The organism is Acuticoccus sp. (assembly GCF_965213555.1).
GTDB lineage: Bacteria > Pseudomonadota > Alphaproteobacteria > Rhizobiales > Amorphaceae > Acuticoccus.
In genome coordinates, this window is record NZ_OZ243890.1 from 1,786,198 (window position 1) to 1,797,725 (window position 11,528).

Here is an 11,528-nt window from a genome sequence, read left to right on the forward strand (position 1 = left end):
GCGATGACCGACATCCTCGTCAACTTCCCCCTCCTGACGCTGACCGCGTTCGTCGGCACCTACTTCATCCTCGACCGCCTGGCGCCGCGCGCGATGGCGGTGCTCGAGGAGTCGCTCATCGCGATCATCCTCGCGCTCATGGTCCTCCTCGCCTTCGTGCAGGTTGTGCTGCGCTACGGCTTCAACTCCGGCATCGTCGGTTCGCTGGAGCTCAATCGCATCCTGTTCGCCTGGCTCATCCTGTTCGGCATGAGCTACGGACTGAAGGTGAGCGCGCATCTCGGCATCGACTCGGTGATCCGGCTCCTCCCGCGGCCGCTGTTCCGTGCGTTCGCGGTGTTCGGCGCGGCGGCGGTGATCCTCTACGCCGTCCTGCTCATCCACGGCACGTGGCTGACCGCCTTCGGCGCGACCACCAAGGGCGGCGGAGCGGTGGACTACTGGGTGCGCTTCTTCCGCCTGCCCATCGGGCTCGACGACCTGCTCTACCCCGAGTGGATGCGCGAGTTCGCCGGGCAGGACCGCGTCCACCGGTGGGTCGCCTACATCATCCTACCCGTCGGGCTCGGGCTCCTCGCCATGCGCGCGCTGCAGGCGCTGGTGGAGATCTGGCAGGGCCAGCGCGAGCTCGTCATCGCGAGCCATGAGGCGGAGGAGCTCGTCAACGAGAACCGCAACATCCTGAGGGACTGATGGAAGCCGGCATCCTCTTCGCGCTCGTCTTCTTCCTCCTCCTGGCGGGCGTTCCGGTGGCGGTGTCGCTCGGGCTCTCCTCGATCCTCATCATCGCGTTCTTCTCGCAGGACACGATCTCCTCCGTCGCGCAGCAGCTGTTCACCGCGTCGCAGAACTACACGCTCCTCGCGATCCCGTACTTCATCCTCGCCTCCGCGTTCATGTCGACTGGCGGCGTGGCGCAGCGCATCATCCGCTTCGCCATCGCCACCGTCGGCTCGTTCCGCGGCGGGCTCGCCATGGCCTCGGTGCTCGCGTGCATGCTGTTCGCGGCGCTTTCGGGGTCCTCGCCGGCGACGGTTGTGGCGATCGGCACCATCGCCATCGCCGGCATGCGCCAGGTGGGCTACTCGCGCGACTTCGCGGCGGGCGTCATCGCCAACGCCGGCACGCTCGGCATCCTGATCCCGCCCTCCATCGTGATGGTGGTCTATGCCGCCGCGACCGATGTGTCGGTGGGCCGCATGTTCCTCGCCGGCGTCATCCCCGGCATCCTCGCCGGGCTGATGCTGATGGGGGCGATCTTCGTGATGGCCCGCCTCCGCGGGTTGCCCAAGGGCGAGTGGGCGGGCTGGGGCGAGCTCCTGAGCTCCGGCAAGGACGCTGCGTGGGGGCTGTTCCTCGTCATCATCATCCTCGGCGGCATCTATGGCGGCATCTTCACGCCGACCGAGGCGGCCGCCGTCGCCGCGGTCTACGCCTTCGTCATCGCGCTGTTCGTCTACCGCGACATGGGCCCGCTGAAGGGTCGCCGCTTCCTGCCGGACGGGGTCAGCGACGTCGGGCGCGCCGGGTTCTTCGCGTGGGTGTACGGGCTCGCGCTGTGCATCATCGTGCTCATCATCGGCTACTTCGCCCGCGGCGAGGGCGAGCTCGGCGAGCGCGCCGTGCTCGGCGCGGTGCTCGGCGCGGTGGCCGCGCTCGTCTACATGGCGATCAAGGTCGGCCCGGTCCGCATTCCGGTCGCGCTCGTCGCGGGGCTCGCGATCCTCGGCCGCAACGTCGTGCAGTCCGCGGTGTTCGCGCCGCTCACCGTCGTCCACCCGGACACGCGCAAGGTCATGATCGACGCCGCGCGCACCACGATCATGCTGATGTTCATCATCGTGAACGCGCTGATCTTCGCCCACGTCCTGACGTCCGAGCGCATTCCCCAGGCGATCACCGGCGTCATGCTCGACGCGGGCTTCAACTGGTTCACCTTCCTCATCGCGGTGAACGTGATCCTCCTCATCGGCGGACAGTTCATGGAGCCGTCCGGCCTCCTCCTCATCGTCGCGCCGGTGGTGTTCCCCATCGCCGTGCAGCTCGGCGTCGACCCGATCCACCTCGGCATCATCATGGTGGTCAACATGGAGATCGGCATGATCACGCCGCCGATCGGGCTCAACCTCTTCGTCACGTCGGGGATCACCGGGATGAGCCTCGTCCAGGTGGTGTGGGCGGCGCTGCCGTTCGTCGCCGTGCTCTTCGTCTTCCTCATCCTCGTCACGTACGTGCCGATCCTGTCGACCTTCCTGCCGACGGCGCTGATGGGGCCGGAGATCGTCACCCGCTGAGCTGGCCTCCGGCAACGAAAAAAGCCGGGGCACTTGCCCCGGCTTCCTGGTCTTTGCAGCGTTGAGCGGCCTTATTGGACGATCATCGTCTCCGGCAGCTCGTCGTAGTCCGCCTCGTTGTACTCCTCCATGTCCTCGATCTCATCGGCGGACATCGGGGTGTTGAGCACGACCTGCTCGGAGGTGATCTCGAAGTCGTCGTAGGGGAAGGCGATCTCCCTGTCGCCGATCCCGAGCACGCCGCCCACGGACAGGATCACCACCGGGGTGTTCTGCTGACGGTCGAGCAGGACGGTGTCGATCTCGCCGATCTCCTCGCCGGCAGAGTTGAACACCTCGACGCCCGACAGCTCGCCCATGTTGATCTGGTACGCGCCGGTCGCCGCCGTCTCCACCTCGACCTGCTGGGTCTCGGCCACGGCGACCTCGGTCTCGGTCTCGGTCTCAGCAGTGGCCTCCGTGGTGCGCTGCACCGCGACGTCCGGGCTCGCCTGCTCGACCGCGACCTGTGGCTGCTCCTGCTCGACCTGGACGTCGAGCTCGGGCTGCTGCACATCGACCTCGGGCGTCGGGGTCTGCACCGCGACCTCGGGCTGCTGCGTCTCCACCTCGACGGCGGGCTGGCCGGCCGTCACGTCGACCTGCGGCTCAGGCTGCTCCACCTGGACCGTCGGCTCGGGCTGCTCAACTGCAACCGTCGGCTCGGGCTGCTCAACCTGGACCGTCGGCTCCGCCTGCTGCACCGCGACCTGCGGCTCAGGCGTCGTCACGTCGACCTGGGGCTGCTGCGTCTCGACCTGGACCGTTGGCTCGGGCTGCTGGACGGTCACGTCCGGCGCCGGCTGGTCGACGGTCACATCGGCGGCCGGCTGCGTCACCGTGATGGTGCCTTGCGGAGCGGCGTCGGCCTGCTGGGCAGAACCCTGCATCTCCTCGATCTCGGCGTAGATGAGAAGGCCGTCAGCGTCGACGTCAGCCTCCGTGTACGCCGCATCGTATGACTGCATCTGCTCGTCCGAGAGATCGATGTCGTTCTCGGTCAGGCACTCGCGATACTCCTCCTGCGTGAGCCCGGAGTCGTTGTCGAGGTCGAGGCCCAAGAACTCCTCGTTCGTCATCTCGTTGAGCGCGCACTCACCGAACTCGGACATGTCGGTCTGCGCGAGCGCCGGCGCACCGGCCGCCATCACCGCGGCGAGCGCGGTGCCCAACATCCACTTGGCTGTCATCGAAGGCTCCTCAATTGAATGTTTGATGCGCGCGGTGTGGTCCACCGCGTTCTCGTTGGTAAATTGCGGCGTGTGACAACACGTTCCGCAAAAAGTCGTTGCCGACCGTTCCTACGGCGAGACGACAGGCATGCGCCCGCCCACAAACGAACGCCGCCCGCACGGTCGGCGCGGACGGGGCCGTCAGCCCTCGCGGGTGACGTGGGCCTACTCGATCATCTCGGCAGGCAACTCGACATAGTTGTCCTCGTCGTACTCGGGGCGGTTCTCGAGCGCGGCCTCGTCCGCCGCCGTCAGGAGGATCGCCTCCTCGCCGTCGAAGTCGATGTCGGTGTAGGGGAAGACGAGCTCCGTCTCGCCGAGGCCGAGCACACCGCCCACGGAGATGACGACGACCGCCTGGCGCGTGTCGCGATCCATGAGGACGTCCTCCACGTCGCCTACGGCGTCGCCGTCCGCGTTGCGCACGGTGACACCGATCAACTGGTCGCGGGGGATGCGGTCCCCCTCGGTGCGCGCCGCTGCGGGGCGATCGGCCACGGCGACCTGCGCAGCGTCGGGCTGCACCGTCGCGGTGCGTTCGACTTCGACCTGCGGCTGCGCCTGCTCGACCTGGACGGTGGGCTGCTCCTGCTCGACCTGCACGTCGAACGTCGGCTGCGTGACCTGCACCTCGGGTTCCGGCGTCGCGACCGCGACCTCGGGCGCCATCGGCTGGACGGCCACCAGCGGCTGCCCCACGCGGACCTCGACGGTGGGCTCGGGGACGGTCAACTCGAACTGCGCCTCGGGCTGGGCGATGGCGACGGTGGGTTCGGGCTGCTCGACGCTGACCTCGGGATCGCGCAGCTCCACCCGCACCTGCGGCTCCACCGGCCTCACGGTGACCTCCGGCTCCTGCTGGGTCACGGTGACGATCGGGTCGTACTGGCGCACGACGATGCGTGGCGCGGGCTGCGTCACCGTCACCGTCGGCGCCGGCTCGAACACGCGCACGGTGGCAGCCGGCTGCCGCACGATGATGACGGTGCGCTCGCCATCGACCTCGCTCGCCGCAGCGGCCTCGCGCTCGGCCGGCTCGGTGGCCGTCTGGGCGAGCACGGGGGAGGCGGCGACGAGCGCGACGAGCGCTGTGGCGGTCATAAACTTCATGGGATGGGGGCTCCTCGTGGTCGGTGTTGAACTGTCGCAACGCGCACGACCGGCATGGGACGGTCGCGGCGGCGGCAGCATGGCGGTCACACGCGAAGGCCGGAGCGCTGGGCCCCGGCCTTCGATCGTCATGCGGTCATGGACGCCCCGTCAGCGCACGATGCGGTCGTCGGGGACCACCGTGTAGAGCGCCTCGTCGTAGTCCTCGCGCTCCTCGAGGGTGTCCTCGGTGAGGTTCGTGTCGATGATGACGCGGTCACCGTCCATCGAGATGGCGCTGTAGGGGAACACGATCTCGCTGTCGCCGATCAGGCCAAGGAAGCCACCGGCCGACACGACCGCGTAGATCTCGCCCGTCTCGCGGTGCATCACGAACTCAGCGATGTCGCCGAACTCCTCACCCGCGTTGTTGTAGACCGCCTCGCCCTCGAGGTCCTGGAACGGGATGCCGCCCGCAACCTCGGTCTGGGTCGGCGCGACGGCAACCTCGGTGTCGCGCTGGGTCTGTCACAGCGACGTCGGTCTCGGCCTCCCGCTCGGTCATACGCCTCGGGCTCGGCCTCGGTCACCTTCTCGATGATCACCTCGGGCTCGGCCTGCTCGATGACGACCTCGGGCTCCTCGGACTGGACCTCGACGTTCGCCTCGGCGGTCTCGACGTTCACCTCGGGCTCGGGCTGCTGGACGCGGACCTCGGGCTGGCGCTGCTCGACCTGAACCTGCGGCTGAGCCTGGCGCACCTCGACCTCGGGCGCCGGCGCGTCGATGGCGACCTGCGGCTGGGGCTGCTGCACCGCGACCTGTGCCTCGGGCTGCTCGACCTGGACGGTCGGCTCCGGCTGCTGCACCTGAACCTGCGGCTCAGGCTGCCGCACCTCGACCTGCGGCTGCTGCTGCGTGACCGCGACCTCGGGCTCGGGCTGCGCCACGCGAACCGTCGGATCGGCCTGATCGACGCGGACGGTCGGCGCCGGCTGCTGCACGTTCACGTCAGGCGTGGCCTGCTGGACCTCCACCTGCGCGGCGGTCGCCGCACCGGTCGCCGTGCCAGCCTGCTGCTGCCCACCCTGCGCCTGGCCGGCGGGGATGGTCATCACCTGCTCGAGCTCCGCCACCACGACGATGGCGTCGGCGTTGGCATCGATCGTGTCGAAGTCTACGAGGAGGCTCTCGCGCTCCTGCTCTTGAACGCCCTGCTCGTCGAGGTAGGCTTCATACTCCTCACGGGTGATGGAGCCGTCGCCGTCCGTATCGATCTCGCCGACCCTCGCCTGAAGCTCCGTCTCGTCGGCGAACCTCAGGCTGCCGGCCTCCTGCTGCGCCAATGCCGGTGTTGCGGCCAGAACGGCGACCAGCGCAGTCCCAGTCAACCAGTTGCGGTGCATGCTCACTCTCCTTGTCGGGTATGCTTGTGAGGCCGAGCGGCCCTTGGCTCGATAACGAGAGGGCGCGGCATACTGTTCCGGCGTGCGGGCACGACGGGTGGCGAAAGATTGACAAAGCGCGACCCAGCGGCTTGCGTGCCGCCGACCGGCGCGGTGCGCGACCCGGCCGAGGCCATCGGCGCAAGGCGAGCCGCCTCTCCGCACCTTGGAGACGGCGGGGCAGCCACCCCGCGCAGCGTCGAGACGGGGCACCTGCCCTGCAACTAGAGATGGGGCCTCCGCCCCACGCAACGAGGGAACTGAAATGACCGCACGCATCCTCGCGCTCGCCATCGCGGCCGCGCTGTCGGCCCCGACGGGCACGGCGCTCGCGCAGGACACCTTCATGACGATCGGCACCGGCGGGGTCACCGGCGTCTACTACCCGACCGGCGGTGCGATCTGCCGCCTCGTCAACCGCGGCCGGCGCGACCACGGCATCCGCTGCTCGGCCGAGGCGACCGGCGGCTCGGTCTACAACATCAACACGCTGCGCGCCGGCGAGCTCGACTTCGGCGTCGCCCAGTCCGACTGGCAGTACCACGCCTTCCACGGCACCTCGCAGTTCGAGGAGACCGGCCCGTTCGAGGGGCTGCGCGCCGTTTTCGCGGTGCATGCCGAGCCGTTCACCATCGTCGTGCGCGGCGACAGCGACATCGACAGCTTCGAGGACATCAAGGGCAAGCGCGTCAACGTCGGCAACCCCGGCTCCGGCCAGCGGGCGACGATGGAGATCGTGATGGACGCCTACGGCATCACCATGGACGACCTCGCCCTCGCGACGGAGCTGAAGGGCGCCGAGATGGCCCAGGCCCTATGCGACGGCAACATCGACGTCATGATGTACGTCGTCGGCCACCCCGCCGCCGCGATCCAGGAGGCGGCGAACTCGTGCGACGTCAAGCTGGTCGACGTGACCGGCGAGCCCATCCAAAAGCTGATCGAGGAGAACCCGTACTATCGCGCGGCGACGATCCCCGGTGGCATGTACAAGGGCAACGAGGAGGACACCGAGACCTTCGGTGTTGGCGCCACCTTCGTCTCCTCGACCGACGTGCCAGAGGAGGTCGTGTACCAGACCGTGAAGGCCGTGTTCGACAACTTCGACCAGTTCAAGCAGCTCCACCCCGCGTTCGCAAACCTCACCGAGGAGGAGATGATCTCCGACTCGCTGTCGGCCCCGGTGCACGCCGGCGCAGAGCGGTACTACAAGGAGCGCGGCTGGATGTAAGCCACGCGGAGCCGGCGCCGAGACGCGCCGGCTCCTGCGATCACGTGAGCTGCCGTGGGCCCTGCGGTGGGACGCCGAACACGTTGATCGTCATGGAGATGAGGCAGTAGTAGCCAAGGATGCCGACAAGGTCGACGAGCGCGGGCTCCCCAAGCACGCGCCGGGCGTCCTCGTAGACCTCGTCGGAGATGTGCCCACGGCCCTCCTGCGCGGCCCTCGCGAAGGCGGCGACCACGCGCTCGTCCTCCCCGGAGAACGGCGGCTCGGCATCGGTGCGGATCGCCTCGATCACCTCGCTCGACAGCCCGCCCTCGAGGGCGATGGGCGCGTGCGCCTGCCACTCGAACTCCGACGACCACACCTTGGCGGTGACGAGGATGGCAAGCTCCGACAGGCGCCGCGGCAGCAACGTCTCGAAGCGGCAATACTGGCCGAGCGCCTGGGCGTTCGCGGCGAACTCGGGCTTGTGCAGCCAGACCGCCAGGGGTCCGATGACCGCGCCGCGCGGGCCCTTGGTGATCGTGTCCGCGACGGACCGCTGCGGCGGCGTCAGGTCGGCGGGGTCGGGCGGGGGCAGTCGTTCCATGGCGGGCTCTCCGGTCGCGGCTCGAGCGGGCAGGCTGACACGGGTTCGCCCGAGTAGCGAGGGCCCGTCGGCCCGCGCGTCTTCGGACACGGCGGTCGCGACCGTCCCTCGCCGCGATGAGCGCACCCGTCCTCACCGCGGGATCGCCGCACATCGTCCGTCACGCTCGCCGGCCCGATCGTCCCCGCCCGTCGAGGTTCGCGGCATGGGCCTTGATTGTGCAGTCACCATCTCGCGCTGCGACCGCAGCGCAGTTCACTCCGTCCGAGCGAGCTGCTAGCATGGGAACCGGAGTCATGCTGCATGTTGACGGTTCGGCGGCGACGATCCGGGGACGACGCGGACGCCGCATGCGGCCCCGGTCGCCGATCGCCGACGGGCCGGGCGACTTGCTCGATCGAGCGCGTCGGTTTGGCGATGTTCGGGACCTCGGAGCAGCGGGACCCGCGGACGGGCTCGGAAGCCGGCGTCCTTCGCGGAGCGCCGCGGGCCCGCCGCCGCGGCCGGGCACCGGGAGGGAGCAGCATGGTGACGAGGGAGCATCGTTGTTGGACGTGCGGGTGCGCATCCTCCACGCGCCTGCGCTGCTCGGCCTCCTCGCAACGCTCGTCCTTGCAGCCTCGATGCTTGCTGCCCCCTCGCGTGCGCAGACGCCCTACACCGACGAGGAGCTCGTCGACGGCTTCCTCTTCACCGTGTTCGGGGCTGAGGTGGGCGACGCGCCCGGGGACGTCGAGGCGGCCAATGTCGTCAAGAAGTTCGTCGGACCAGTGAGCTACCACATCCTCGGCGTGACCGAGGGGCCTTGGGCGACGACGGTACGCGCGTTCCTGGCCTCGCTCACCGCGTCGATCGAGGGGCTCACGCTGGCCGAGGCGCCGACGCCGGGCGCCGCGGAGGTCGTCGTCCACCTCGTCGAGCGCGTGGATTACGTCGCGACGATCCGCGAGCGGGTATGGGCGGGCGTCGACACGCACTTCCTCGAGGACAACGCGTGCTCGGCGGTGATCGCGGCGCGTCGCACCGGCATCGAGCGGGCGTTCATCTTCCTCGTCGTCGACGAGGGGTTCGTTCCGTTCGCCCACTGCATGGTGGAGGAGATCGCCCAGAGCCTCGGGCCTGCGAACGATTCGGACGCGTTGCCGGCCTCCATCTTCAACGACGCCTCGTCGGTCAACGTGTTCGGCGTCTTCGACTGGTTCATCCTCACCATGCTTTATGATGCGAGGATCGAGCCGGGGATGAGCGCGGGAGAGGTCGAGCCGCTACTGCCTGCCGTCATCGCCACGGCTCGCACGAGGCTGCCGGAGGTGATGGCCGCACGCCCCGCGCTCCCCACCCACGATTCGCTCGTCAGCGCGCCGTGATCGTCAAGCTGTGCTCCACGGGGCGCGCCGGTCAGCCCGAAGCAGGAAACCTGTGTTAATGTCACTTTGCGAGGGGATGCGCTGGACGTGCGCGCGCGAGCTGGGGGATGGGATGTCGGACGTGTGGACGTGGATGGGGCGGCCCGGCCGGTCCCTTGCGCTCGCGGTGGCGCTCGCTGCAAGCTCGGTCGGCGCTGCGAACGCCGACACCGAGCGGGCCCGCTGGATCAACTCCCTGCGCGAGCACAGCGCCGCGTCGGACGCTCGTCCCGCGACGACTTCCGCGATCGACCCGAGGGACGTTGCGGCGTCGACCCCGCCCGCGCCGCGCTACCGCACGATGTCGAACGGGCTCGTCGTGCCGGCGTCACCCTCGTCGGTGGCGGTCGACCGCCCCGGGCTGCGTCGGACGGCGCTCGCGACACCCCAGTCCACGCAGCCGATCGTGCCGCGGATGGACCCACGGTTCCTCCCGGCGGACGTCGGGTTCGCCGGCCATGCGCCGGGGACCATCGTGATCGACACCGTGGCGAAGTACCTCTACCACGTGCAGCCGGGTGGCACCGCGCGGCGCTACGGGGTCGGGGTCGGTCGGCCTGGCTTCCAGTGGGCGGGCACGCACCGCGTGTCCATGAAGCGCGAGTGGCCGGGCTGGACGCCGCCCGCCGCCATGCGCCGCCGCCAGCCCGAGCTTCCGGCGTACATGCCAGGCGGGCCGGACAACCCGCTCGGCGCGCGATCGCTCTACCTCGGCTCGACGCTCTACCGCATCCATGGGTCCAACGCGCCGTGGACCATCGGGACGGAGGTGTCGTCCGGCTGCATCCGCATGCGCAACGAGGACGTCATCGAGCTTTACGCCCGCGTCGCCATCGGGACCCGCGTCGTCGTGCTACGCTGAGCGATCGCCGCCGCGGCGTCGTTCTGGCACAAGGCCTGCGTACGTTGTGAAGGGGTTGGGCGCCCACCACACATAATTCGCGACAGGTCGTCGCAGGCGGCCGCCTCATTGGTAAGGTCCGATGCGAGTCAACCCGCGGGTGCTTTCCCACAGCCTGGCGCTCGACGGGCTGCCCGACGACGTTGCCGAGGAGCTGGCCCGAGTCGCTCACGCGCGGCCGATCAAGGCCGGACAAGCCGTGTTCGAGGCGGGCGATCCGGGCGACGGCTTCTACGCCCTGATCGAGGGCTCGCTCCACGTGGTGCTTCGTGGCGAGGACGGTGAGCAGGTGCTGGCGATCCTGTCGCCCAACGCGGTCTTCGGCGAGATGAGCCTGTTCGACGGCGAGCCGCGCTCTGCCACCGTCGTCGCCGTCAGGCCCTCCCGTGTCGCGTTCTTCGAGAGGTCCGCGGTCTACCGCTTCGCCGATGACCACCCGGCGGTCTATCGCCACATGCTGGGCATCGTCGGCCGGCGCCTGCGGGCGTCGAACGCCTCGCTCGCGGCGCGCTCGCTGCTGCCGCTGCCTGGACGGATCGCGCAGACGGTGCTTGGCCTCGCCGATAGCTTCGGCAAGGACGTCGGACAGGGGCGCACGCTGGTGCATCACAAGATCAGTCAGGAGGATCTTGCCAAGGTCGTCGGCGCGGCGCGCGAGAACGTCAGCCGCGTGCTCAACGACTGGAAGCGCGCGGGCTACATCAGCCGGATCTCCGGGTACTACTGCATCGAGAACATGCAGGCCCTGCGTGCCCTCGCCACGATCTGAGGGGCTCAGGCCTGGCGCCGCCGACGATCGGCCCAGCGCGTCCTCGCTAAACGAGGTGGAAGGCGTCCGCGATCACGGTGCGCCAAACGGCCGTTGGGGACGTCCGCAGGCCGCTCGACCGCGCTCGACGGAGATTCGCTCGTCCGCCTCGCGCCCGAGGTGCGGCACTGGGGATAGCGGCACGCAGCAGGGCGGCGCATCGCCGGCGCGCCGCCCTGCTGGGGGGCCCTGAAGTCAGCGGAAAGTCGCCGCTGCACCGGCACGGCCGGTCTGCCGGGCGGCCCCTCGTAGCGGACGCCTGCATCACGGACGGCGACTTCGGCGAGTGACACAGGGCGACAGGGCCGACGAGCGTGAGGCTCGCGTGCGGCGCGCCGCGAAGCGTGCCTTCAGCACAGGACCTAGCGCGCTACCGCATTCTGGGTCTCCTCAGACCCAGGTGAGATGATCTAGTTTCTTGATTAAGAGCGTCTTCTTGGGGTTAGGTTGTTCCACCTAACTCCAAACCGCGCTAGCCTCCCGCAAGCCCACTCGCC

General features: G+C 69.3%; 11 protein-coding genes. 6 read left to right on the forward strand and 5 right to left on the reverse strand.

The window, feature by feature from the left end:
* Positions 1-3: 3 nt before the first annotated feature.
* Positions 4-693: a TRAP transporter small permease gene (locus ACOOE8_RS08590; protein ID WP_420394403.1), complete on the forward strand. Its 690-nt coding sequence runs from the start codon at positions 4-6 to the stop codon at positions 691-693.
* Complete coding sequence (locus tag ACOOE8_RS08595) at positions 693-2,294, forward strand: TRAP transporter large permease (protein WP_420394404.1); 1,602 nt, start codon at positions 693-695, stop codon at positions 2,292-2,294. The genes ACOOE8_RS08590 and ACOOE8_RS08595 overlap by 1 nt, the downstream gene beginning before the upstream one ends.
* Positions 2,295-2,365: 71 nt before the next feature.
* Here the strand turns inward: ACOOE8_RS08595 and ACOOE8_RS08600 are convergent, their stop codons facing one another.
* The 4 genes from ACOOE8_RS08600 to ACOOE8_RS08615 form a co-directional block, all read right to left on the reverse strand.
* Positions 2,366-3,568, reverse strand: coding sequence for a PRC-barrel domain-containing protein (locus tag ACOOE8_RS08600; protein WP_420394405.1), 1,203 nt, complete (start codon positions 3,566-3,568; stop codon positions 2,366-2,368).
* A 162-nt stretch (positions 3,569-3,730) separates the two neighbouring features.
* Positions 3,731-4,675: a PRC-barrel domain-containing protein gene (locus ACOOE8_RS08605; RefSeq protein WP_420394406.1), complete on the reverse strand. Its 945-nt coding sequence runs from the start codon at positions 4,673-4,675 to the stop codon at positions 3,731-3,733.
* A 150-nt stretch (positions 4,676-4,825) separates the two neighbouring features.
* Positions 4,826-5,122, reverse strand: coding sequence for a PRC-barrel domain-containing protein (locus ACOOE8_RS08610; RefSeq protein WP_420394666.1), 297 nt, complete (start codon positions 5,120-5,122; stop codon positions 4,826-4,828).
* Positions 5,044-6,378 (reverse strand): hypothetical protein, encoded by a 1,335-nt coding sequence (locus ACOOE8_RS08615; RefSeq protein ID WP_420394407.1) that lies wholly within the window; start codon positions 6,376-6,378, stop codon positions 5,044-5,046. Before ACOOE8_RS08615 ends, ACOOE8_RS08610 begins: the two co-directional genes overlap by 79 nt.
* Between ACOOE8_RS08615 and ACOOE8_RS08620 the strand changes: the two genes are divergently transcribed.
* A complete protein-coding gene (locus tag ACOOE8_RS08620; RefSeq protein WP_420394408.1) occupies positions 6,365-7,330 on the forward strand; it encodes a TAXI family TRAP transporter solute-binding subunit in 966 nt (321 codons plus the stop codon). The genes ACOOE8_RS08615 and ACOOE8_RS08620 overlap by 14 nt on opposite strands.
* Positions 7,331-7,370: 40 nt before the next feature.
* Here the strand turns inward: ACOOE8_RS08620 and ACOOE8_RS08625 are convergent, their stop codons facing one another.
* Positions 7,371-7,916, reverse strand: a complete 546-nt coding sequence (locus tag ACOOE8_RS08625) for a carboxymuconolactone decarboxylase family protein (RefSeq protein ID WP_420394409.1) — start codon at positions 7,914-7,916, stop codon at positions 7,371-7,373.
* Between the two features lie 554 nt (positions 7,917-8,470).
* Here ACOOE8_RS08625 and ACOOE8_RS08630 point away from each other — a divergent pair.
* From ACOOE8_RS08630 to ACOOE8_RS08640, 3 genes are all read left to right on the forward strand, one after another.
* The gene (locus tag ACOOE8_RS08630) at positions 8,471-9,283 is read left to right on the forward strand and encodes a DUF2927 domain-containing protein (RefSeq protein WP_420394667.1); all 813 of its coding nucleotides are present in this window, start codon (positions 8,471-8,473) and stop codon (positions 9,281-9,283) included.
* 112 nt (positions 9,284-9,395) lie between these two features.
* Positions 9,396-10,184, forward strand: a complete 789-nt coding sequence (locus tag ACOOE8_RS08635; RefSeq protein WP_420394410.1) for a L,D-transpeptidase — start codon at positions 9,396-9,398, stop codon at positions 10,182-10,184.
* 121 nt (positions 10,185-10,305) lie between these two features.
* Positions 10,306-10,992 carry a Crp/Fnr family transcriptional regulator gene (locus ACOOE8_RS08640; protein WP_420394411.1) on the forward strand — a complete coding sequence of 229 codons (687 nt, stop codon included), beginning with the start codon at positions 10,306-10,308 and terminating at the stop codon, positions 10,990-10,992.
* The last annotated feature ends 536 nt before the right edge of the window (positions 10,993-11,528 follow it).

Coding starts and splice junctions, on each gene's coding strand:
- ACOOE8_RS08590 (WP_420394403.1), top strand. CDS start 4: ATGACCGACATCCTCGTCAACTTCCCCCTCCTGACGCTGACCGCGTTC.
- ACOOE8_RS08595 (WP_420394404.1), top strand. CDS start 693: ATGGAAGCCGGCATCCTCTTCGCGCTCGTCTTCTTCCTCCTCCTGGCG.
- ACOOE8_RS08605 (WP_420394406.1), bottom strand. CDS start 4,675: ATGAAGTTTATGACCGCCACAGCGCTCGTCGCGCTCGTCGCCGCCTCC.
- ACOOE8_RS08620 (WP_420394408.1), top strand. CDS start 6,365: ATGACCGCACGCATCCTCGCGCTCGCCATCGCGGCCGCGCTGTCGGCC.
- ACOOE8_RS08615 (WP_420394407.1), bottom strand. CDS start 6,378: ATGCGTGCGGTCATTTCAGTTCCCTCGTTGCGTGGGGCGGAGGCCCCA.
- ACOOE8_RS08625 (WP_420394409.1), bottom strand. CDS start 7,916: ATGGAACGACTGCCCCCGCCCGACCCCGCCGACCTGACGCCGCCGCAG.
- ACOOE8_RS08635 (WP_420394410.1), top strand. CDS start 9,396: ATGTCGGACGTGTGGACGTGGATGGGGCGGCCCGGCCGGTCCCTTGCG.
- ACOOE8_RS08640 (WP_420394411.1), top strand. CDS start 10,306: ATGCGAGTCAACCCGCGGGTGCTTTCCCACAGCCTGGCGCTCGACGGG.